The sequence below is a fragment of the Capnocytophaga ochracea DSM 7271 genome, assembly GCF_000023285.1.
GTDB lineage: Bacteria > Bacteroidota > Bacteroidia > Flavobacteriales > Flavobacteriaceae > Capnocytophaga > Capnocytophaga ochracea.
This window is the reverse complement of the sequence record NC_013162.1, coordinates 2,007,726-2,031,028: the sequence shown is the minus strand read 5'-3', so window position 1 is coordinate 2,031,028 and position 23,303 is coordinate 2,007,726. Positions and strand designations below refer to the sequence as shown.

At 37.6% G+C, this 23,303-nt stretch carries 18 protein-coding genes; 5 read left to right on the top strand and 13 right to left on the bottom strand.

Going from position 1 to position 23,303, the window contains the following annotated elements:
- The 9 genes from COCH_RS08550 to bioD all read right to left on the bottom strand — a co-directional run bounded on the left by COCH_RS08550 (position 1) and on the right by bioD (position 11,407).
- A complete protein-coding gene (locus COCH_RS08550) occupies positions 1-912 on the bottom strand; it encodes a PorP/SprF family type IX secretion system membrane protein (protein WP_015782758.1) in 912 nt (303 codons plus the stop codon).
- Positions 913-1,057: 145 nt separating this feature from the next.
- Entirely contained in the window at positions 1,058-5,443 is a 4,386-nt protein-coding gene (locus COCH_RS08545; protein ID WP_015782757.1) for a gliding motility-associated C-terminal domain-containing protein, read from the bottom strand.
- A gap of 382 nt (positions 5,444-5,825) precedes the next feature.
- Positions 5,826-6,851: an endolytic transglycosylase MltG gene (gene mltG / locus COCH_RS08540; RefSeq protein ID WP_015782756.1), complete on the bottom strand. Its 1,026-nt coding sequence runs from the start codon at positions 6,849-6,851 to the stop codon at positions 5,826-5,828.
- A 13-nt stretch (positions 6,852-6,864) separates the two neighbouring features.
- Positions 6,865-7,017, bottom strand: a complete 153-nt coding sequence (locus COCH_RS12210; RefSeq protein ID WP_015782755.1) for a hypothetical protein — start codon at positions 7,015-7,017, stop codon at positions 6,865-6,867.
- A gap of 5 nt (positions 7,018-7,022) precedes the next feature.
- Positions 7,023-7,442, bottom strand: a complete 420-nt coding sequence (locus COCH_RS08535) for an HXXEE domain-containing protein (protein WP_041546803.1) — start codon at positions 7,440-7,442, stop codon at positions 7,023-7,025.
- Positions 7,429-7,842 carry a hypothetical protein gene (locus tag COCH_RS08530; protein WP_015782753.1) on the bottom strand — a complete coding sequence of 138 codons (414 nt, stop codon included), beginning with the start codon at positions 7,840-7,842 and terminating at the stop codon, positions 7,429-7,431. Before COCH_RS08530 ends, COCH_RS08535 begins: the two co-directional genes overlap by 14 nt.
- Before the next feature lie 126 nt (positions 7,843-7,968).
- Positions 7,969-10,176 (bottom strand): polyribonucleotide nucleotidyltransferase, encoded by a 2,208-nt coding sequence (locus COCH_RS08525; protein WP_015782752.1) that lies wholly within the window; start codon positions 10,174-10,176, stop codon positions 7,969-7,971.
- A gap of 112 nt (positions 10,177-10,288) precedes the next feature.
- Complete coding sequence (gene rpsO, locus COCH_RS08520; RefSeq protein ID WP_015782751.1) at positions 10,289-10,558, bottom strand: 30S ribosomal protein S15; 270 nt, start codon at positions 10,556-10,558, stop codon at positions 10,289-10,291.
- A gap of 240 nt (positions 10,559-10,798) precedes the next feature.
- Positions 10,799-11,407: a dethiobiotin synthase gene (gene bioD, locus COCH_RS08515; RefSeq protein WP_015782750.1), complete on the bottom strand. Its 609-nt coding sequence runs from the start codon at positions 11,405-11,407 to the stop codon at positions 10,799-10,801.
- Positions 11,408-11,591: 184 nt separating this feature from the next.
- Between bioD and COCH_RS08510 the strand changes: the two genes are divergently transcribed.
- Entirely contained in the window at positions 11,592-12,524 is a 933-nt protein-coding gene (locus COCH_RS08510; protein WP_002671422.1) for a malate dehydrogenase, read from the top strand.
- A gap of 116 nt (positions 12,525-12,640) precedes the next feature.
- Here the strand turns inward: COCH_RS08510 and COCH_RS08505 are convergent, their stop codons facing one another.
- The 4 genes from COCH_RS08505 to COCH_RS08490 form a co-directional block, all read right to left on the bottom strand.
- On the bottom strand, positions 12,641-14,365 hold the full coding sequence (locus COCH_RS08505) for an MBOAT family O-acyltransferase (RefSeq protein WP_015782749.1): 1,725 nt from the start codon (positions 14,363-14,365) through the stop codon (positions 12,641-12,643).
- Positions 14,362-15,912, bottom strand: coding sequence for a LysM peptidoglycan-binding domain-containing protein (locus COCH_RS08500; RefSeq protein WP_015782748.1), 1,551 nt, complete (start codon positions 15,910-15,912; stop codon positions 14,362-14,364). Before COCH_RS08500 ends, COCH_RS08505 begins: the two co-directional genes overlap by 4 nt.
- A 37-nt stretch (positions 15,913-15,949) precedes the next feature.
- Positions 15,950-17,719 carry a GDSL-type esterase/lipase family protein gene (locus COCH_RS08495; protein ID WP_015782747.1) on the bottom strand — a complete coding sequence of 590 codons (1,770 nt, stop codon included), beginning with the start codon at positions 17,717-17,719 and terminating at the stop codon, positions 15,950-15,952.
- A 72-nt stretch (positions 17,720-17,791) separates the two neighbouring features.
- On the bottom strand, positions 17,792-18,928 hold the full coding sequence (locus COCH_RS08490) for a trans-sulfuration enzyme family protein (protein WP_015782746.1): 1,137 nt from the start codon (positions 18,926-18,928) through the stop codon (positions 17,792-17,794).
- A gap of 555 nt (positions 18,929-19,483) precedes the next feature.
- Between COCH_RS08490 and COCH_RS08485 the strand changes: the two genes are divergently transcribed.
- From COCH_RS08485 to COCH_RS08475, 4 genes are all read left to right on the top strand, one after another.
- Positions 19,484-20,485: an AAA family ATPase gene (locus COCH_RS08485; protein ID WP_002671404.1), complete on the top strand. Its 1,002-nt coding sequence runs from the start codon at positions 19,484-19,486 to the stop codon at positions 20,483-20,485.
- Positions 20,486-20,587: 102 nt separating this feature from the next.
- Positions 20,588-20,734: a hypothetical protein gene (locus COCH_RS12205; RefSeq protein ID WP_015782745.1), complete on the top strand. Its 147-nt coding sequence runs from the start codon at positions 20,588-20,590 to the stop codon at positions 20,732-20,734.
- Between the two features lie 15 nt (positions 20,735-20,749).
- Positions 20,750-21,613, top strand: a complete 864-nt coding sequence (locus COCH_RS08480; RefSeq protein WP_009411879.1) for a DUF58 domain-containing protein — start codon at positions 20,750-20,752, stop codon at positions 21,611-21,613.
- Between the two features lie 49 nt (positions 21,614-21,662).
- Positions 21,663-23,303, top strand: coding sequence for a hypothetical protein (locus tag COCH_RS08475; protein ID WP_015782744.1), 1,641 nt, complete (start codon positions 21,663-21,665; stop codon positions 23,301-23,303).

Sequence of the window (23,303 nt, the reverse complement as noted above, 5' to 3'; positions counted from 1 at the left end):
CTAAAAGAAACGAGGAGACACTATTTTCTTATAGGTTTTGAGCAGTTCATAACGCAAAAAGATTTCGTGTGAACCTGAGTTATATTTTGATAATTCAGTCGTCTCAAAGTCATAAGCATATCCCGCAAACCAACGTTCGCTTATCTGAAAGCCTGCCATTACACTCACTGCTGCCGACCATCTATAAGCTGCCCCCAACACAAACTTCTCATTAAACATAAAGTTTGCCGATAAGTCCAATTGCAAAGGTGCTCCAAAAGCTATCTTAGAAAGCACTGCGGGTTTGAATTTTGTGTTCTCTGACAAGTTGAACACATAACCTCCGATTAAATACATATGCTGCGTATTCTTCAACACAGACACTGAACTCTTATTGTAATGAGTGGTTTCCAACATATTAGGCACTGAAAACCCTAAATAATACTTATCAGTATACCAATAAATACCCGCTCCTATATTGGGAGAAAAAACGCTCTCACTGCCCGATAAGTTAGGGTCTGCTTGGTCTTGTTTGGTTAGCTCATCATAATTTATTTGAAATAAGCTACCCGAACCATTGATACCAAAAGCTAATTTGGAGTTCTCAAAGTTCAAAGTATATGAAAAATCAATCGTTAAATCGGTTTGATTTTGAGGTCCTATACTCTCTCTAAAAATACTTCCTCCCAAACCTACATTGCGTAAGCTCTCCATTGGTTGGTGATAACTAATGCTTCCATTAGTGGGGGCTCCTTTGATACCTACCCATTGGGTACGAAACATACCAAAGAAACTGCCTACCTCTCTCGAGCCTGTATAAGCTGGGTTAAACATCATAGTGTTGTACATATACTGGGTATATTGCGACTCTTGTTGTCCATATACCCCTACACTAAACATTGTTAATACTAAAATAAACGCTTTTTTAATCATTTTTAAACTATGTATTACTTAAATTTTATTCTTTATTATTGTAAATCAAGTAGATAGAAAATCTAACTGACTTTTATTTCGGCAAAAGTACAACTTTTTTACATTTCTACCACTTTTTACACAATATTTTATATCTATACCCTTATTATTTTTGTATATACAGCCACCCTATTTGTGTTTCTTTCCGTTGAGCATCGTAATATTCTAACACATAGTAGTAAGTTCCTAAGGGCATTTTATCTCCTTTTAATACGCGAGAAGTATTGTCATATCCTTTTATATCAAACACTTTTTCACCTGACCGATTGTATACCTTAACTCTATTATTGGGGTAATGCTCTATTCCTCTGATATAAAAACAATCATTCTTTCCATCTCCATTTAGTGATAAACCATTGTAAACAGTAATTCTTTTCAATTCACTTGTTGTTGTAAAAGTATCTGCTTTTACCTCTATTTTGGCTACTGAACTCGTTACAGTGCCACATCTATCGGTTATAGTCACATAATAATACCTCTCCCCTACTGCTTCTGTCGAAGGTGTATAACTATTCGTACGAGAATCTATTGCCTTACCATTAATATTTGTGTTCTTAGTACTTTCATACCACTGATACACAGGTGTAGTGATACCCTTCACTATCACATATAAAGGCGATGGTAAAGCTTTCTGAATATAAACACCTGAGGTAGGTTGTTGTTCGATAGTTAAATAATTCACCTTCAATATTGCTTCCTCAGAATACTGAACGGTAGCAGTTTTTACATCTGTATAACTATATTTCACCCTATACTTATTCCCGTTTAAGTCAGCATTGACAGCATCAAAAAATAAGGTTACTTTATCTCCACTTCTAACAGAGCCCTTTTCTGTATCTATATCCTTCCATTGAGTGTTTTTGTTACTTAATTCTTGCCACTGATAGCCGATGTTTTTTCCCGTAGCACTTGCTGAGATAAGTTTAGCCTCAGAAGTAAATACAGCTCTTTCTCCATTGCATAACGCTTGACTCTCGGGTTGTGTTACAACAACAATATCAGGTGTTACTCCTTTTTCACTTTCTACATTATACACAAGTTGTTGCATATTGCATTCCATTAAATTATCATTACAACTCCTGCCTACATATGCCTCAACGGTAAAATGTGTCATATCGCAGTTGGTCACTCGGTATTCCAATCGATAAACCATATCTGTATGAGCTCGTAGCTCACTTAAAGAATAATACTTCTTCCCTTGCACATCTTGGGCTGTGATAACTCTTTGCTCTTTCTGCTTAATAGGGTCTATTGCTAACAATCTCAATATTTCTATACCTTGTATATTGGGGAGCATAAGCCAAATATTATCTATGGGCTCCCTATTCAAATTTTGTAACTTAAAGTCTATAAAAAAGGTCGTGTTATGTATTTTTATATTCTGAGGGGTAATGGACTGCAAAGTGATAGAGCGCTGTCCCCCATAAAGCAAAGTATTCGATGTGTTCTGTTTTGTAATCTTTGTCTCTCCACTATTGGCATAATGATAATAGAAACCTTCATAGGTTACCCCCATAATTACTAATTGATTATGATTAAAGGCTTCTTCTTCGCTTGTACATACTTTTGCTTTACAAGTAGGCTGTACAAAAACTTCTATATACTGAGTCTCATCATTTTGTCCCGAAATAATTTCTGGAGGTAAATATCCCTCCGTTCCTTTCTTAGGGTTAGTATAAGTATACACTTTAAAATCCTTATCTTCTTCTGTTGTAAAGCTTTCTAACGGAATATGCACTACATTAGTTGCCGTATTTTCTAAATAATGATACGCCACCGGCTTTACCAAATCATAACTCTTAGGCACTTTTATCTCTATAATCTTTACAAGCCTCTTAGGGCGATATTCATCTTTAAATATTCTATCGGTAGCCTGCTGAATAACACTACTCTCTGTCTTATTTCGTAAAGAAAATAACATACAATCTTTCATCTTATAGCAAGAATGAACATCTTCATCAGGTAAATTTACAATATAAAATACACTCTTACTCTCTTCTCCACAATGTAATTGCTCCGTATGATAACCTCTTTCATTTATGTTTTGTTCTTTTGTTTTATTAACTCTATAGAAAAAAGAACCTATCTCTTCTTTTAATTGAGAGGTTAAAGTAACAACTTCGGCAGTATAACTCTCCACTCGATAAGTAACAACGGCAGTAAATTTCTCATCTGCTAAAACTCCTCGAGAAGGTAATGCCTCTGTTAAATTCCACAAGAAATAATTATTTTTATCATCGGTGGTCTGACGAAGGACATCCTGCTTGGCAACCAATGTTATGAGATGCTCTCCTATCTTTAAACTAACCTGTTTAGGCAATAATACCACTGTTTTAGGTACCTGTACATAATAATAAAGATTCTTAGTAGAACCCCCTAATTGTACACCCTCCGATATTATTTCAATATCGTCTAAGTAAAGTGCTCGTTTGCGGTCTTCTTGTCTCACTTTTGTACGCTTTTGCCGTTTGGTCATTGTATAATCTGTCCAACCATACGAATTATCAGCCCTTTCTATTGTTGTTGAAAGTGTTTTAGGGGCATTCTCAAAGCATACATTAGGACACTTGGCAACTATCGCCCTTTGTGCACAAATATAGGGTATTTTGCAATAAGTATTATACCTATTCTTATCCATTTGCCAAATTGAATATTGCAAAGAAACCTTGTTTGCCTTGCAAGTTGTTAAAATCATATCAAAAGTGATATATCCCCAAACCTCATCTGCTGTGGTATAACTGAATGTTCCTCCCGAAAGGACATCAGGCAGAGTTATTGCAGATGCTACCGAACCCCCATAAGCATCGGCTTTATAAAACTTTATATTCGTCATTGCCATTCCTTCGGGTAACAACAGCTCATAACGATACTTCCTTTCTGCTATTTCTTTGTGATGTGATTGTAATTGTTGAATATTGTCTTGTGAAGTTACAGAAGCAGTAAAAGATATTGAAGCCGGTATAGGTTGGTTAAATGCTAATAAGGTAGGAAATTTTGAAGTGTCTTTCACATCTTTTATTTTTCGTTTAAAAGTATGGTCACTTAATGACTCTTGTTTATGAAAAGAAATACCACAGAAGCTATGGTAAGAAAGCTCAGTAATAATACTTACACCAAATATCCCTTCGGCAGATGATAAGCAGGGAATATTATCATTTCTAACTAAATCAAAACGTATTTCTAACTTTTCTTCTGGTGCCAAATCATCTCTTACCCCATCACCATCTTCATCAGTAAGACCTATATTGCGTTGTCCTAATGCTAAATCCTTAAAGCTCTCTAATTCAGCAAAGCTAATGATGCGTTTTCCTAACACACCATCAGGCATTTGTATGGCTTTATCAGGGATAATGATTTCTTTTTTCTCACTATCTATAATACGAAAATTCGTAGGTTTATAAGTCTTAAATTTCACCGCATTCTCTTCTTCGTAAAGGGTCAGTTGAAGATCATAAGCTGTTGCATTCCCTTTATTAATGTATTGTGCAGTAAACATTCCCAAAGTATTTCCACAGAAGCCATCACTCCATTTAAAATAAGTTGCTGTACTCTGTGGATTTAAAATAACATTAGGTTTTTCATCAGTTGCTACTTGCATTGTAATCGATTGAACAGCACTACTCACTTCATATAATTCCGAAGGATTTTCTCCCCAATAAGCCTCATAACGCACCTCTCCATTGGCTTTACACCCCTTCGCCGTATACTCTTCTGTAATCGAGACTCCTCCCTTCTCTTTTAATCCTTCCGAAATTCGTATCACATACAAATCCTCTCCTCCATTTTGCCCTATATGCTGTGGCACTTTACTTATGGGAGTAAGTACTTTTTTATTGTAAATCATTTTTCGTGTTTTACCCCCTAACGGGTGTTTCGCCGAAAAATAAATATCGTTTATGATACCTACTCTTTTCCCTTCTATGGTTTTATTCTCAATACCAAATACTCTCGAATAATCCCCCATAGGATTCTCTTTCACCTTTTGTGTCGTAATTTGCAGATTAGGAGTATTCAAAAAATATTCATTAGATTTTTTAGTAGCAACCGTTACCTCATCAATCATTACCCCCACTTCATCTTGAAGAGATAGATGTTTTTTCAGATAGCTGTACCCTCTTTTAGTAATTCTCCGTTTCACTAAAAGATGTGTTGTACTTCCTGGTCTACTTAGTACAGTAAGCACAGGGTTATTAGGTAAATTTATATCTTTGGGAGTAACTTTTCGTATGGCACTGTTCTTTTCAAGAGTATATCCCGCATATTCAATTCCTTCAGGAAAAGTAAATCTTACATCTATCTTTTCTTTATCTTTAGGAAAAATAATTCTCACGGAAATATAAGTACCTTCTTGAAAACCAGAAGTAGTAAATTTTATATTCTCTGAAATTACAGTTTTTAGTTGCTGTGCTTTAAGAATCTCTGTTGAAGAAAAAAGTATAAGTAGTAGTATTAGAGTAAATACATTTACTGTTCGTTTAAAATCCCACATCATTATTAAGCCTTAAAAAACTTCATTTTGCACGGCAAAATTAGGTCTTCACCCATAAAAACACAAGATTTTTAACATTTATTTTTTATCAGTGCCTAATAAATATATTATTCATATATAATAACTGTCATTACAATACCCGCTTAGCAGGTATCAGCAATTGGAAAATAAGTGAATAAAGAAACCTTTTTAATATATCTCTCCTTCACTTTACTTCCACTTTACATTCGTTGTTCCTTCGTTTATCGTTCGTCTTTTGTTCGTCTTTTGTTCGTTGTAGACCCACTGTAGACCCACTGTAGAGCCACTCACTGTTCGTTTATCCTATAAGCTCTGTATAAGTTACCCCTAATTTCACCATTAACCATTAACCATTAACCATCTTCTATTTAATTCCTTTGTCATCAACCCATCTTGTATATTGCTTTTTCCCTTGTAGGTGTTGCATATAGGTACGCGAAAATTTGTGATAACCGTAGTTTTCAGTATCAGCAACAAAAAAGAGATAATCGTGTTGCTCAGGGTTGAGCACAGCTTCAATACTCGATATATCGGGCATCGTGATAAGTCCCACAGGTAAACCGTAATTCCGATAAGTATTATAGGGATTTTGCAAACTTGTATGCACCTCGGTAACGCGTTTTATTACCATATTGTAATCACCCGTATGGTTTTTCATAGCAAAGATAGCAGTAGGGTCAGCTTGCAATTTCATATTGATACGTAAGCGGTTCAAGTAAACCCCTGCTATGCGCGGACGCTCGTCTACCTTTGCCGTTTCTTTCTGTACAATTGATGCCAATATACTCACTTCTATGGGCGTAAGCCCTTGCTTTTGGGCTTGTGCTTTGCGTTCAGGTGTCCAAAAACGCTCATATTCTTTGAGCATACGGTCACGAAATTCTTCGGCAGAGGTATTCCAATAGAACTCATACGTATTGGGGATATACATTGCCAATGCAGTAGCATCGGTGAAACCGTTTTCTTTGAGGAAGTTAGGGTTTAAGAAAGCACGCATTAAAGTAGTGCTATCAGGCTCTATTTGTGCAGCGATACGTCCTGCAAAGTCTTCTAATCGCTCCTGATTGTTGAATTTGAGTTTTACAGGAGTATTGCGATTGCGAAGAGTGCGTACGATATCTATATTGGTAGCCCCTTTTTTGATGATGTATTTACCTGCTTTTACTTTATCGGCATAGCCTATACGCTTGGCTACTTGGATAAAAGAAGTACGGTCTTTCAACAAGGGACTCATCACGTGCAACACATCGCTAAAATCGGCTCCTGTAGGGATATATACTATTTCTTCTTTGGTTTGAAAAGCTGTATTGCTCACCAGTACAGCGCGATAAATAAAGAAGCCTAATACGGCTATCACGGCAATCACCGCTCCTATAATCCATTTTTTCATTGTATTTCTATTTTTAAAATTTCCATTCTATGGTTTTGTCTTCTTTTCCTCTAAAATCCTTCTCTTTAGCAATCTCATTTTGTAGATGCTTAGTATACTGACCGAAGTTCAACGAGGTTTCTAAACCAAGTGCTCTGTAAGTTTGTATGATTTCTGATATAGCCATTATTTTTATCTTTTAAACAACATATACCCCCATTTTGGGATAAGATAAACGCCTATGAGGCAGGTTACCATTACGGGAGAATAGGAATGGGTGAAATAGCTTATTAGGATATGCCATACCAAAAAGAAACTCAATCCTACGAGGTATGAGCTAAGAGCAATTCTTGTAGCTTTTTCGTTCTTTCGGCATAAAAAAGCAATGACCGCTACCAAAGTGAGTTGTCCTATAGAAGCCCACACAAAATATTCAGGGTGTTCATTGGCTAAATGAGCATTCTCTAAAATTCTTGAGAACTGCAACCAAGAGGGTATCTTATCTACAAAGTCAATATACCATTGCCAGAAAGAAATACTCTCTTCTACTTGATGAAGAGCGTGTAGTCCCATTATGGGTAGCCACAAATGTATGTATCTATTGCTTTCCATATACTTCTGTTTTTAAAGTGGTAATATAATTTTGTTGTATGCGTTTTAAATTCCAAAAGAGAGGCACAATAAGTCTTAAAAAGAAGTTTTTGATATGTATTTTCTCTTGAAAGTAAACTTTAGTACGTCCGTTATACGATTCAAACTTTCCTTCCCATTCTCCATAGAATAGTTTGTGTTGCATTGTAAAGGCATAATACTCATTTTCTTTCTTCTGAATATTCTTAAAAAGCGTGTGTCCTCCACCTTTGTAATATTCAATAAATCTGTCTTCCAATAATTCAATATTCTCCACTTCCTTTCGCCAATGAAAGTTCTTGTTATCAGTAACAATATTATATACCAATGTTACAGGCGCATCAATCACATCAGTTACTATTGAAATTAGAAAGGGTTTCATTTTTGAAATCTTTTATCTGAAGGCAAAGATACTAAAAAAAAAGAAAAACCGAAAACTTTATACTATAAAAGTACAAAATCTTCGGTTTTAAAAATATTATGAATACAAAAATTCTATAACATACGTCTATTCTTGACGTGGTTTTTGGTGATTATTGTGTCCTTTATTGCGGTCGTTACGAGGTTTGCCGTTGTAAGGCTTATCAGACTTAGGACGATCTTCACGTGGTGGACGTGGCAACAAGGCTTTGCGTGATACTCTTGTTTTCTTAGTTTTAGGGTCGATACCAAGGTATTTCACTTCTATGATATCACCTTCTTTAAGAGCGTCTTCTATTTTATCCACTCTATCCCAAGATACTTCTGAGATGTGGAGCAATGAATCTTTACCAGGTACAAACTCTACAAAAGCACCGAACTCTACTAAGCGCACTACTTTCACAGTATAAGTTTCTCCTTCTACAGGTTCAAATTTCACTGCATTTACTGCCTCAATAGCTTCTTGAATGCCTGCTTCGTCAGTACCTAAGATTTCTATGATGCCCAATTCGCCCACTTCTTCTACCACGATAGTAGTATTGGTGCGCGCTTGTAAGTCTTGGATATTCTTACCACCCGTACCGATGAATGCCCCGATGTATTCCTTAGGCATATCCATCTTAACGATTTTAGGCGCGTGAGGTTTCACAGTAGGGTTAGGTTTTGCAATCGTATCAGTGATTTTGCCCAAGATGTGCATACGTCCTTCGCGGGCTTGGTTCAAAGCTTTTTCGAGTATTTCGTAAGAAAGACCTTTTATTTTGATATCCATTTGGCAAGCGGTAATACCATCGGCAGTACCGGTTACCTTAAAGTCCATATCGCCAAGGTGGTCTTCATCACCTAAAATGTCCGAAAGTACTGCATAACGCTCGCCATCGGTGATGAGCCCCATAGCAATACCAGATACAGGTTTTACCATTTGTACCCCTGCATCCATCAAGGCTAAAGTACCTGCACACACAGTTGCCATTGAAGATGAACCGTTAGATTCCAAAATTTCAGAAACTACACGCACGGTATATGGGCAATCCTCAGGAATCATACGTTTGAGGGCGCGTTGTGCCAAGTTACCGTGACCTATCTCACGACGTGATGTTCCGCGCAAAGGGCGTGCTTCACCAGTAGAGAAAGGAGGGAAGTTGTAATGCAAGTAGAAACGTTCTTCACCTTGTTCTGAAGGCAAATCAATCACGTTTGCTTCGCGTGAAGTCCCCAAGGTAACGGTAGTAAGTGATTGGGTTTCACCACGAGTAAAAATAGATGAACCGTGTGCTGATGGCAAGTAGCCTACTTCACACCAAATAGGGCGTATTTGGGTAGTGTTACGACCATCTAAACGGATATTTTCGTTTAAGATAAGGTTGCGCACGGCTTCTTTCTCAGCCTCGTCAAAATAACGAGTGATGATAGGCGTGAGTTCTTCTAATTCTTCTTCGGTGAAGAGTGCTAAGCATTCTTCTTTTACCGCATTGAACTTCTCGCCACGTTCTTGTTTGGTTGTATTTTCTTTGGCAATAGCATAGCATTTTTCGTAAGCCAAAGGATATACTTTTGCTTTTACTTCCTCGTTTTCTACTTCTGGCTCATAAGTACGTTTTTCAGTCTTACCTACTTTTTCAGCCAAACGCAATTGTGCCTCAATATGAGGTTTGATAGCCTCGTGTGCGAATTTGATAGCTTCAGCCATATCTTTTTCGCTCACCTCGTCCATTTCTCCTTCTACCATTGCCACGAAGTCTTTAGAAGCACCTACCATAATATCAATATCAGAAGCTTCTAATTGTTCACGACTTGGGTTTACGATAAATTGACCGTTTACACGACCTACGCGTACTTCGGAAATAGGACCATCAAAAGGAATGTCGGACACAGCCAAACAAGCAGAGGCAGCAAGCCCCGCTAAAGCATCGGGCATTACATTCTCGTCGTGAGAGATAAGCTGGATCATCACTTGTGTTTCAGCGTGATAATCTTTAGGGAATAGTGGGCGCAATACGCGGTCAACCAAGCGCATTGTAAGAATTTCTTGGTCGCTAGGTCGTGTTTCACGTTTGAAAAAGCCTCCAGGGAAACGACCTGCTGCTGCAAACTTCTCACGATAGTCTACAGTAAGAGGTAAAAAGTCAGTTTCAGGATTGATTTCTTTAGCCGATACTACAGTTGCCAATAGCATCGCATTCCCCATTTGCACCACAACAGCACCGTCGGCTTGTTTAGCCAACTTGCCAGTTTCGATAGTGATGGTACGACCATCACCTAATTCGATGATTTCTTTTTTTACTTCTGGAATCATTCTTTAATTGTTAATTAATAATTAATAATTGTTGTGTTGTGGGCTTTAGGTTTTAACCAATGAAAAACTGCTGTAATAAACAAAAGGAGGCACAAAGCCTCCTTAGTATTGCTTATTTTCTGATGTTTAGCTCTTTGATAATCGCTCGATATCTTTCAATATCAGTGTTTTTCAAATAGTCGAGCAAACTTCTGCGTTTACCTACTAATCTTACCAAAGAACGCTCGGTATTGAAATCTTTGCGATTTACTTTCAAGTGTTCTGTAAGGTGATTGATTCTAAGGGTAAAAAGAGCTATTTGCCCTTCTGCTGAACCTGTGTTGGTTTCTGAACCTGCGTACTTTTTAAAAATTTCTGCTTTTACTTCTTTTGTTAAATACATTCCAATATTAATTTAATGATTATTATGTATATTTTTTTTCGGGCGCAAAGATAAAAAGATTTTATAAGCTGTGCAAATTTATAGATAGATTTTTCCTCTTCTCAATTTATCCTTAACCTATACAAAGCTTATAGGAAACTTGAACAAATCTTGGAAGATTGTTACACAAAGGGTATATGACACATTGATTATCATTGAATTACAAATTTATCTTTTACTACAAAAATATAATATCTTATGTTATATTTTTAATTTGCTGGCATATTCTTTAACAACTTGCCTATCGAAATAAGGTTCTTCATCTATACGTAAGAGCACGGGAAGTCCTGTTTTATGAAGAATAAACTCCTCGGTAGACGGTGTGGGGGTACCACTGAAAATAATGCCGTGAACGTTGAGTCCTTTGTTTTTAAGGGCTTCATAAGTGAGCATTGTATGATTAATACTACCCAAATAGTGACGAGAGACGAGCACTACCTTATCGGTGGGGAGGATAAGATCGAGCATAGTATCTTCATCATTTAAAGGAACATAGAGACCTCCTGCTGCTTCAATAATTAAAGTGTTATCGGTAGTAGGACGCACAATTTTGGAAAGCTCAATACGAACGCCATCTAACTGAGCAGAAAGATGTGGACTAGCAGGTGTGTGTAGCCCATAACTATTAGGGTGAAATACCGTGCGGGAGTTGCTAATGAGGCGTTTTACCTTATGAGTATCGGAGTTTTCTAAATCGCCAGATTGGATTGGTTTCCAATAATCGGCTTGAAGAGCTTCGGTAAGGATAGCCGAAACGACGGTCTTACCGACTTCGGTGGAAATGCCCACCACAAAATAAGTGTCTTTCATTTTGAATGGTTTATTAGTTTTGAAAGTGCAAAAGTACATAAAAAGCACATAGCATAAAATGAAAAAGTAAAAAGAATGTTAAAAATATTTTTAAAGATAATTTGGAGGATTTGCTAAAAGTCCTTACTTTTGTTGCTTGAAAATAACCATCAGGAGGCTTCTCCTGACTTAAATAATAGATTATATGAAAGTTACAGTAGTAGGCGCTGGTGCCGTAGGAGCAAGTTGCGCAGAGTACATTGCTATTAAAGACTTCGCGTCTGAAGTAGTCTTAATTGACATCAAAGAAGGTTTTGCCGAAGGTAAGGCTATGGATTTGATGCAAACCGCTTCCCTCAATGGGTTTGACACTCGTATTGTGGGGGTAACCAATGATTATTCAAAAACAGCAGGCAGTGATGTAGCTGTGATTACCTCAGGTATTCCTCGTAAACCAGGTATGACTCGTGAAGAGCTTATCGGTACCAATGCAAACATTGTGAAATCGGTTGTAGAACAATTGGTAAAATACTCACCTAATGTGATTGTGATTGTAGTAAGCAACCCTATGGATACTATGGCTTATTTGGTACATAAAGCTACTAAGTTGCCTAAGAACCACATTATTGGTATGGGTGGAGCACTCGATAGCGCTCGCTTTAAATATCGTTTGGCAGAAGCGCTCAACAGTCCGATTTCAGACGTAGATGGTATGGTAATCGCTGCTCACAGCGATAGCGGTATGTTACCTCTTACTCGTTTGGCAAGCTATCGTGGTGTGCCTGTAACTGAGTTTTTAAGTGCTGACCGCCTCAATCAGGTTGCTGAAGACACTAAAGTAGGTGGCGCGACTCTTACTAAACTCTTGGGAACTTCGGCTTGGTATGCACCAGGGGCTGCCGTATCAGCTTTAGTACAAGCAATCGCTTGCGACCAAAAGAAACTCTTCCCTTGCTCAGTATTGCTCGAAGGAGAATACGGACAAAAGGATGTGTGTGTAGGAGTGCCTGTAATCATCGGTAAAAATGGTGTAGAAAAAATTGTAGAGGTAAAACTCAACGATGCTGAAAAAGCCAAATTTGCTGAAAGTACCGGAGCAGTACGCGAAGTAAACAAAGCGTTAGCAAACGTATTATAGTTGGATAGAACAACTATATAAACACTAAAAAAGTGATTATTTTCAAGAGAAAGTAATCACTTTTTTATTTGTTCTATTTGAGTAAAAAACTAAGTTTTTACTTAGATGTATATCGTCTAAAACTGAAAGTAAATAAAAGGTTGTGCTCCACTTGAAGCAGTGGCATATACCACCCAAAAAGTAAGTGCCAAAATAATTGCTTTAAAGAGAATAGGCATTGCACCAAATACCTTTTTAAGCCATTCGTTTAAACTGGTAGGAAAAAAGTGCCAAACAAAGCCTATTGCCATTAACAAAAATACATTTTGATAGCCCTTGGCAATAACTTGAAATTGATGAAGATCATAAGTTATAGACTGGATATTGTAGATTACACTTAAAGCGATATCGAAATCTTTGGCTCTAAAAAATATCCAGCAAAAAGCTACAAAGTGGAAAGTAATCACTACAAAAATGATATTAGCGATACCTTTAAAAAAAGTTCTCTTCTCAGGATTCTTATTAGGAAAGAACTCCGTAAAGGTTTTATGAACAGCCAAAGCTAAACCGTGTAATGCTCCCCAAATAATGAAACGCAAATTAGCTCCGTGCCATAAACCACCTAGGAGCATTGTCGTCATCTGGTTGAAATGACTACGCACTGATTTTTGTCGGTTTTTAGAGATAAGTATAGCCAATACAAACACAAAGATAGCTCCTAAGGTAATGTAAAGAGGCAACATTGTTTTTTCTTGCATATGAAATGCCCATAGCAAAGTGGAAGCAAAAAAGACGGTTGGGAAGAAGTAGCCCCAAAAAGTACCTTTGCGGTTTCCTCCTACTGAAAAGTAAAGATAATCTTTTAGCCAAGTAGATAAAGAAATGTGCCAACGTCTCCAAAATTCAGTGATATTTTTAGACTGATAAGGAGTACGGAAGTTTATAGGGAGAGTGAAGCCCATTAGTAGCGCTAAACCTATAGCCATATCGGAATAGCCTGAGAAGTCGCAATATATTTGTAAAGAATAGCCATATACTGCCATTAAGTTCTCAAAAGCTGTATAACTGTTGGGAGCATCGAAAACTCTATCTACAAAGTTTAGAGAGATATAATCGGAAATAACTGCTTTTTTAATTAGTCCTCCAATGATAAGGAATAAAGCAAAAGAAGTTTCTTCTTTCGTTAAGCTTATCTTTTTGTATATCTGTGGTATGAAATCCTTGGCACGCACAATAGGCCCTGCCACTAATTGAGGAAAGAAACATACGAAGAAAGTAAAATCTAAGAATGATTTAGCAGGTTCTATCTCTCGGCGATATACATCAATAGTGTAGCTCATTGTTTGGAACGTATAGAATGAGATACCTATAGGCAAGATGATATCTTGTAAGGCAAAGTTGCTTTGAAGCAGTGTATTAAGACTATCAATTAAAAAATTAGTATACTTAAAATAGGCTAAAATACCCAAATCGGCAACCATACTCACTGCCAGGAAGAACTTGCGCAATGAGGCGTTCTGTCTTCTATAGATTTGTCCTGCAAAGAAATAATTTAACAATGAGGAGATTATCAGCAACACAAAGAAGTTACCTCCTGCCTTATAATAAAAGAATAAGGAAAATAAGGTAACATAAACAGTACGGAAATGAGCGTGTTTTTTGGTAATAATATACACCAAATAAAACACCAAAAATAACCCTAAAAACAAACTACTATTAAATAATAGTGGATGATTAGGGTCATAAATGAACCATTGTCTTACTTGTTCGGTTGTGAATGAGAAATTATCAACAAACCATTTAGAGATGTTTTCAGTTGTGAATGTATCAATAAACCATTGCAGTAAGGCATCTATACTCAATTTAGATAGGGTTTTAAAGATAGTTTATATTGTTTTTTATAATTCAAGAAATTGCTCATAAAAGCATCATAAAAGAGAGCGCCTTGCTCAGTATAGCCACTTCTTGTGTAATGTATGCGGTCACCAGCAATAAGATTTTGCTGAATAAAGCGTTGAATCGCTTCATTTCCTCCTACAGCTCGATAAAGGTCGAAAACACTGTAATTATCTTTTACTGAATTATCGATGAGAGTATCGGCGTATTCCATACACAAGGGGTTAGGACTTTTCTTTTTGTAAAGAGAAGGCGGAGGTGTAGTAAGCAATATAGGACATTGACCATATTGAGAGCGAATTGCTTTTATGAATTTATTCACCTCTTCGTCATAACGAGTTGCTGACATTCGACAATAAGCTTCATTAGTACCCAAAGATATAATGATTAAATCGGGTTCTAAGGCTCTGATTTGGTCGAAAAAGAGCTGTGATTTGTTATAATCAGAGAAATGAGCTCCATTTACCCCTATGCTGTGATATATAACTCCGTTTTTATCATTTTCTAAGACAATTCCATTAAGCGTAAATGAAGAGCTCTCGGTATTGGCTGTGAGATAAACCTTATCGGAAGGAGTTAGATTATCATAAGAATAATAGCTATATAAAGAATTACCGTTTAAAATGGTAGCATTAGATAAATCTACTTTTTGTTTAGGAGTAGAAGCTACCATCTCTTTAGTAGGGATACGCAATACTTGCCCTATTCTTATTTGTGCGCTTTTTAAGTTATTAGCTTGTTGTATTTTTTCTACTGAAGTGTGATATTTCTTTGAAATACCATAAAGTGTTTGTCCTTGCTCTACTTTGTGTGAAAGTGTTTTAGGTACACTAGGTCTCAAACGAGCTACTTTACCTACATTGGTAGCCAATTCGAACAAACGTTCGTTATTAGGGGTAATAATTTTTACCGTATTAAAGGTGTAGTTTTTATTTTTCAAATCCAGTTCAATAACAAAATTCTTGTTACTGGTAGAAAGAGAATAACCTGTAATACCAACAGTTGCAGAAGAAGTATTCTTCTCACTATTCCAAGAGATATTGGAAGTAAAGCTCACATTATGTCCCCCATTAGTTCTAATAAGTGAATACGGGAATACCAAACCTAAACCAGCATTTCCAAACTCTTCTTGCAAGCGTTGTCTTACAATATTAGTCATTACATCGGCTTGAATGTGTGAGTCGCCAATATGAACAATATTAATCTTCCTATCTTTCAAGTTTTCCAAAGCAGCAAGCTTTTCGAAAAAAGGGTTCAAGGCTGAGGCATTGTACAGATTATTGTACTCCTTAGGAGAGTCATCATCACCTGCAGCATATGCCAAAGGCTGGGGAATAGCTTCCTTGAAGGCATCTTTATCGATTCCTTCTTTATTCTCTATATTTGCTATCTTTGAAGTAAGTGAAGATAAATTAATAGCTGTAGTATAATTAACATTGAAATAGAGGGCTACTGTAATGATAAACAATACAGGAGCTATTAGTTTCTTTATGAATGGCGTTCGCTTTTTCATTGTTCTATTTTTTTAGTGTGTTATCTATCTTGTTATGTTATCTATGTAAATTATCTTTTTTTTCTTTAATAGTATCTTTATGCACTTTATTTGTAATATTCTGTACTGCCTGAATTGTTGATGGTTGTACTCGCTGAGTCGTTGTACTTTGTACTCGTTGAGTCGTTGTACTTTGTACCCGTTGAGTCGTTGTACTTTGTACCCGTTGAGTCGTTGTACTTTGTACTCGTTGAGTAGTTGTACTTTGCACTCGTTGAGTAGTCGCACTTTGTACCCGCTGAGTGGTTGTACTTTGCACTCGCTGAGTTGTTGTACTTTGTACTCGCTGAGTAGTTGGTGATTGTACTCGCTGAGTTGTTACAGTTTGTGATCTTGTTCTATTTACATTAGGTTGAGTAGTAGGAGTAACGGTTCGTACTGTTTGAATTTCTTTTATTCTTTCTTGGAACACATCGGCTTTTTCACTATTACGAGGATCTTTATAGTGCTCATACTCTTCCATAAGTTTATTATAGATAAGGTGGGCTACTTTTTTAGCTCCTCTTGGATTAAAGTGAGTATAGTCTTTACCTGCTAATGGTGGATTTGCCTCTACCCATTGTTTCATAGAGCCTTTACCCCCCATCAGTTCATATAAATTAATAAAACCAGAGCGAGTATCTTGTGCATATTTCCGTTGTGCATTTGCCAAAGGTACTACTGCTTTATCGGTTTGCATCTCCATATCTATTTTAGTAGACTTATCGGCGGTAGAGATAACAAGAATTGAGGTATGAGGGAAGCAAGCTCTTATCTGGTTAATCACCTTTGTCATTCCGCGTTCATACCACGAATAATCGAGTGTGCCGTAATTGAGTACATTGGCACCAAAGTGTAATACTACAAGGTCATATCCACCTAACGCTCTATCGAAAGCTCTCATTAAATCAGGATTAAAGAGCGATAAGGGTAAGCCTGAGTTACCTCTGCTTGAAAAGTTATCTATATATACGCCTTTACCTTGCATTGAGCCCACTCCATAAATAGGAATAGAATCGGACTTATAGAAAGTAATACGCACTGATTTAGTGTTTGCCCCTTCGGTTAAAGGCAATACATTCAGCAATTTATCAGTATCTAATGATTTTACTACTCTTACAGTATCGTTATAGGCAATTTCTACTTTTGCCTCTTTATTACCAGAAGCACCATAGAACAATGCTGGTGCATACAACTGACTAATATGAGCTTGGTTTGATGACCTATATTGTACCCACGTGCCATTGCCTTGTGTAAAGAACACTTGCCCAGAGACACCAAAAGGACGTTTAGGGCGTTTTACATTCACATAAGATTGGGTTTTCCAAGTATTGGAATAAGAATGGAATACGCTTCCTCTTGATTTAGCCGACTCAGAAGCAATGGGCAAAAAGCCAATTCCTAACCCCCCGAAAGCGTTTTGGAAAAGAGCTCTTAAATCTTGCACGATGAGGTCGCCATCAGTCATCGAATCGCCGTAATAAGCGATTCTTATTTTACCATTTTTAGTTTGTTCTAACTCTTCTAATTTTTTAAAGAAAGAAAAAAGATACTGGTCGGACTTTTTAAGTCGTTGTTCTTGTGCTAAAGAATCATTGGCTTGGCTGAGTACTTTGTCGATTTCTTTACCTGAAATGGCTTCCAACATTAAGCTATCTACTACTACATTGCTTCCTGAGGCTTTAGTTTCGGGAAAAATACGCGCGGGTAAACAGTTCTTAAATCCAATGAAAATGAGTGTTGCAAATAAAACAATAAGAAAAGATTGTTTAAAATAGGGTGTCTTCACAAGTTAGCTTCTTTTTCTTCCAGCGGGCAAAGATACAAATAAATAATGAATCAACAGCAAATTTTTTACAAATTATTTTTCTAAGGCTTGTTTAAAATCGGCGATAAGGTCGTCAGCATCTTCAATTCCTACTGCTACGCGGATGAGTGTACGGGTAACGCCTCGTGCTACTTTTTCTTCTTCGGGAAACTCAGTGTGAGTAAGCGAACTGGGGTGGGTTACCAATGTTTCGACTCCTCCTAAGCTCACTGCAAAAAGGGCTACTTTTAGACTCTCGAAAAACTTTTTGGCTTTGGCTTCGGTTTTTACTGTAAAAGAAAATACTGAACCTCCACCAGAAGCTTGGCGTTCTTGTATTGCTTTCCCTTTATTTTGTGTATCAGTAGGATAATACACCTTTTCTACTTCGGGGTGCGTTTTAAGGAAATTTAATAGTTTAAGGGTATTGGCTTGTGCTTTTTCGACTCTTAGTTTTAGGGTTTTCATACTGCGCAAGAGCAACCAGCTATCAAACGGAGAAAGCAATGCCCCTATGGCTACTTGTGCAAAACGTATTTTCTCGGCTAAGGTTTCATCATTTACCACCACTGCTCCTGCGATAATATCGTTATGACCTCCTAAATATTTGGTAGCACTGTGTAATACTATGTCGGCTCCTAACTCTAACGGGCGTTGTAACACGGGCGACATAAAGGTATTATCGACCATAGTGAGCAGATTATGTTTCTTGGCGATTTCTATTACCCCGCATATATCGGTAACGTCTAACAGAGGGTTGGAGGGTGTTTCTATAAAGATGGCTTTTGTATTAGGGCGAATGGCTTTCTCTATTTTGGTTAGGTCGGTCATATCGACAAAAGTAGCTTCAAAACCAAACTTATTGAAAATATCGTGCATAATGCGATAAGTACCTCCGTAGATATCTAAGCCTAACACAAAATGGTCGCCTGTTTTAAACATTGTAAAAACAGAAGAAATGGCAGCCATACCCGATGAGAATCCGAATCCGTGTATGCCACTTTCTAATTGAGCTATAAGACTTTCAAAATCCTTACGAGTAGGATTTGAAACGCGTCCGTATTCAAACTCTTGTTCTACACCGTATTCTTCAATAGGGAAAGTAGAAGCCATATTGATGGTGCTTCCCCAGTTTTCTGTATTTTTATTGGCTGTTCTTACGCCGTGAATGGCTTTAGTTTCAAACTTCATTTCTTATATCTTTGCTATTAGAGCGACAAAAGTAGTACTTTTTTATATGCTACGCAAAAAAAGTTAATTATTAATGATGAATGGTTAGTGGTTAATGGTTAGTGATTAATGGTGAATTAGGGGTAGGGAATTATACAAAGATTATAGGAAACTTATAGGATAGATGGATAAAGAGTGGGGTTATAGTGGGTCTACAGTGGCTCTACAGTGGCTCTACAGTGGCTCTACAATGAATGAAAAGTGACTAATGAATGAAAGGTAAATGAACAAATTATAAATGTAAGATGAATGTGAGGCGGAGGTAAGGTAAAGAAAAAATAAACTTTGTAAAAGGTCGTAGCACGACGGGCAAGTGAAAACTTTGGCAAAGTATAGGACGTAAAAGCAATGACAAGATGTAAGATAAGGTAAAGGGAGGTTAAACACAGCTTAGAAAATTATTTTACAAAAATATTTGTCAGTTTAGTAAGAAAAAAATACTTTTGTAACCCGTACTAATAACAAGACGGCACAGTATTTGTATTAAAGAAAAACGCTAAAAAAATAATTTGTACTATGGAACAAAGAACATCTGTAGATATCAGTCAGATAAACGAAATGATAGAGCGTGAAAGTGTGTTTATCGATGCGCTCACCAATGAGATGAACAAGGTGATTGTAGGGCAAAAACATATGGTAAATGCCCTGCTTATCGGGTTATTAGGCAAAGGGCATATCCTCTTGGAAGGGGTACCTGGGCTAGCAAAAACGCTATCCATCAACACCCTTGCTAAATCAGTACACGGGTCGTTTAGCCGTATCCAGTTTACGCCGGACTTATTGCCTGCCGATGTGATAGGAACAATGACCTACAACATCAAGCAAAACGAGTTTTCTATAAAAAAGGGACCTATCTTTGCGAACTTTGTATTGGCTGACGAGATTAACCGTGCGCCTGCCAAAGTACAGTCTGCCCTATTGGAAGCAATGCAAGAGCGACAAGTAACCATTGGTGATTCGACCTTTAAGTTAGACGCTCCTTTTATGGTAATGGCGACTCAGAACCCTGTAGAGCAAGAAGGAACTTACCCACTACCTGAGGCACAAGTAGACCGTTTTATGCTTAAAACGGTTATTGATTATCCTAAATTGGACGAAGAGCAACGGATTATGCGCGACAACCTCAGCAATAGTTACGCAGTGGTGAACCAAACAGTGAGTTTGGAACAAATCCTAAAAGCACAAACAGCCGTGCGCGAGGTGTATATGGACGAAAAGATTGAGAAATACATCTTAGACATTGTTTTTGCGACTCGTTATCCTGAAAAATACAACTTGGCAGAGCTTAAACCACTTATTAGCTTTGGGGCATCGCCACGTGGTAGTATCAACTTGGCAATGGCGGCAAAATGTTATGCTTTCATCAAACGTCGTGGTTATGTAATTCCTGAGGACGTACGTGCGGTAGTATTTGACGTATTGCGCCATCGTATCGGTATCACCTATGAAGCAGAGGCTGAGAATATTACCTCAGTAGAGATGATTCACAAGATAGTGAATACCATTGAAGTACCATAGGAGGTAAAAGATAAAAGATAAAAGGTAAAAGATAAAAGGTAAAGCCAGCGAGGGCTCACAGTTGGGTATGTGAATGAGTAGCAGTATTTGGGGTATCAAACAATGATAGAAGTACTTGAAACAGGCGAAACTAAAGCAGAGATGAAGAACTACAAGCCGTGGGACGAAAAAGAGTTTGATATACAAAGCATCAATGAGCAACTCATTGCTGATGTACAAGACAATTACGAGAGTTTTAAATGGCATTAAAATAGTTAATTAATTTTGGATACTAAAGAACTATTAAAGAAGGTACGCAAGATAGAGATAAAGACGCGCAAGCTCTCCGATAATATTTTCGGAGGGGAGTATCACTCTACCTTCAAAGGTCGGGGTATGACTTTCAGCGAAGTACGTCCGTACCAATTTGGTGATGATATTCGCAATATCGACTGGAACGTAACGGCGCGCTACAACGAGCCTTTTGTGAAAGTATTTGAAGAGGAACGCGAACTTACGCTAATGCTGATGATAGACGTGAGCGGTAGTGAGCTTTTTGGTACGAAACAGGAATTCAAAAGTGAAGTGATTACCGAAATAGCAGCTACCTTGGCGTTCTCAGCTTTACAGAATAACGACAAAACGGGCTTGATACTCTTTTCTGACCAAATAGAACTGTATATTCCACCTAAAAAAGGGAAATCGCACGTATTGCGCATCATCAGAGAGCTCATAGAGTTTCAGCCCAAAAGTTTTAAGACCAATATCTCGGAGGCTTTGCAGTTCCTCAGTAGGGTAACGAAGAAAAAGGCGATTGTGTTTATGCTCTCGGACTTTATGGATAAAGGCTATGAGAAACCTATACAGATAGCTGCCAGAAAACACGATATTACCGGTATTCGCATTTATGACAAAAAAGAAACCGAACTACCTAACTTAGGTTATGTGATGGTAAAAGATGCTGAAACGGGAGCGCTGATGCGTGTGAACACCGCTTCATCGGCAGTGCGAAATGAATATGCAAAACAATATCACGAGACAGTGAACTATTTTGAGACGCTTTGGCAAAAATCGGGTGCAGGGGTAGTGAGCTGTAGAGACGATGAGAGTTATACCCAAAAGCTGTTGGGATACTTTAAAAATAGGTAAGAGATAACAGATAAGAGGTAAGAGACTAAATTAAGTATTAAGCGGTAAAATGAGACGAATATTATATTTCATATTAATATTATTTGTATTTCCTACTCTTTACGCACAAGAGGTGAAGGTAGAGACTAATACAAAGAACATAAAAATAGGGGAACAGATAGAATACAAGATATCGGTAGAAGCCCCTGCTGATGCGGCTGTGGTATTTCCGGAAGGACAGAGTTTTAGTCCGCTAGAAATGGTAAAAGCCGACCCTACTGATACCTTGAAAGAGGGAGGTAAGTTTCGTTTGGAAAAAGCCTACTACCTTACTCAATTTGATGAAGGGAAGTACACTATTCCGCGACAAAGAATACACATCAGTAACAAAGACTACTATACCGATTCGCTACTCGTAGAAGTACATACCGTAGCGGTAGATACGCTCAAACAGCCTTTATACGACATTAAACCTATTACGGAAGTAGCCTCACCTATGGCTTCACGTATGTGGTTATGGATTATTATAGGAATTATAGGACTACTTTTAGTAGCGGGTGGATTATACTTCTTCGTCTTCCGCAAGAAGAAACTATCAGCCGAAGAAGAGCGCAAAAAGTTACCTCCTTTTGAGCGCGCCATACAAGACCTAAAAGACTTACAAAATTCTAAATACCTCATAGAATCACAACACAAAGCCTATTATACTCGGCTTACCGATATTGTAAAAGAATACTTGGAAGACGAGGTGCATATTTTAGCCAAAGAGAGTACCACAGATGAGCTTTTGGCTAAAATTAATGTTTTGCAAGAAGCAGGAAAGCTACACTTATCGGAAGAGACTATCAGCAACCTCAAACGGGTATTACAAAATGCCGACTTGGTGAAATTTGCCAAGAGTAAGCCCTCGGACAACAATGCTGAATACGACCGTGAGACCATTGAGAATGTGGTTATCAAAACCAAAGAGGCTATCCCTGTGATAGTAGCCGAAGGGGAAGTACCTACACAAGACGCTTTCGCGATGAGCGTACTGAAAATAAGAGAACGCAGAAAAAGACGCAACCGAGTGGCTCTTATCGTCGCGCTTTGTTTTGTAGTATTAGCTCCTGTATTGCTTATGGGATATAGTATCTTGTACAACAAATATTTCAATACTTATGCGAGTATCAATCGCAGCGAGTGGGTAACAAGTGATTACGGTTATCCTATTACTGAGCTCACTACCCCAGAGATACTCATTCGTAAGCAAATAGTAGACGTAACGGAATACAAATCGATTATAGATAAGCAATATACTTTCTATTACGGCAGTCTTAATTCACCTTTATACATAATGACCAATATCATTACCTTTAAGAAAGACGCCCAAAATACAGCACCTCAACAAGAGGAACAAGGCGGTGGACTTACCTTAGACCCACAAAAGGTGAATGAAATAGTGCTTTCGCAATTGGATAAAGCTAAGGCGAAGAACATCACTACCTTGCAGGAAGAATACACTTCGCCCAGCGGTGCAAAAGGTATAAAAGTTTTTGGCAAAATGAGTATTCCTAACGAGAAAGGTAAATACTTTAGCGCTTCTTATGAGCTGTACAGTTTTACTGAAAACAATGCGCTCCAACAAGTTCTTATCACCCATATAGACGAACCTAATGCCGATAAGATAGCACAAAGAGTTATCAATTCTATTGTATTTAAAACAGAATAA

Coding starts and splice junctions, on each gene's coding strand:
- COCH_RS08530 (WP_015782753.1), bottom strand. CDS start 7,842: ATGAAACCCTTTCTAATTTCAATAGTAACTGATGTGATTGATGCGCCT.
- COCH_RS08485 (WP_002671404.1), top strand. CDS start 19,484: ATGGAACAAAGAACATCTGTAGATATCAGTCAGATAAACGAAATGATA.
- COCH_RS08490 (WP_015782746.1), bottom strand. CDS start 18,928: ATGAAGTTTGAAACTAAAGCCATTCACGGCGTAAGAACAGCCAATAAA.
- COCH_RS08510 (WP_002671422.1), top strand. CDS start 11,592: ATGAAAGTTACAGTAGTAGGCGCTGGTGCCGTAGGAGCAAGTTGCGCA.
- COCH_RS08525 (WP_015782752.1), bottom strand. CDS start 10,176: ATGATTCCAGAAGTAAAAAAAGAAATCATCGAATTAGGTGATGGTCGT.
- COCH_RS12205 (WP_015782745.1), top strand. CDS start 20,588: ATGATAGAAGTACTTGAAACAGGCGAAACTAAAGCAGAGATGAAGAAC.
- bioD (WP_015782750.1), bottom strand. CDS start 11,407: ATGAAAGACACTTATTTTGTGGTGGGCATTTCCACCGAAGTCGGTAAG.
- mltG (WP_015782756.1), bottom strand. CDS start 6,851: ATGAAAAAATGGATTATAGGAGCGGTGATTGCCGTGATAGCCGTATTA.
- rpsO (WP_015782751.1), bottom strand. CDS start 10,558: ATGTATTTAACAAAAGAAGTAAAAGCAGAAATTTTTAAAAAGTACGCA.
- COCH_RS08500 (WP_015782748.1), bottom strand. CDS start 15,912: ATGAAAAAGCGAACGCCATTCATAAAGAAACTAATAGCTCCTGTATTG.
- COCH_RS08475 (WP_015782744.1), top strand. CDS start 21,663: ATGAGACGAATATTATATTTCATATTAATATTATTTGTATTTCCTACT.
- COCH_RS08550 (WP_015782758.1), bottom strand. CDS start 912: ATGATTAAAAAAGCGTTTATTTTAGTATTAACAATGTTTAGTGTAGGG.
- COCH_RS12210 (WP_015782755.1), bottom strand. CDS start 7,017: ATGGCTATATCAGAAATCATACAAACTTACAGAGCACTTGGTTTAGAA.
- COCH_RS08535 (WP_041546803.1), bottom strand. CDS start 7,442: ATGGAAAGCAATAGATACATACATTTGTGGCTACCCATAATGGGACTA.
- COCH_RS08545 (WP_015782757.1), bottom strand. CDS start 5,443: ATGATGTGGGATTTTAAACGAACAGTAAATGTATTTACTCTAATACTA.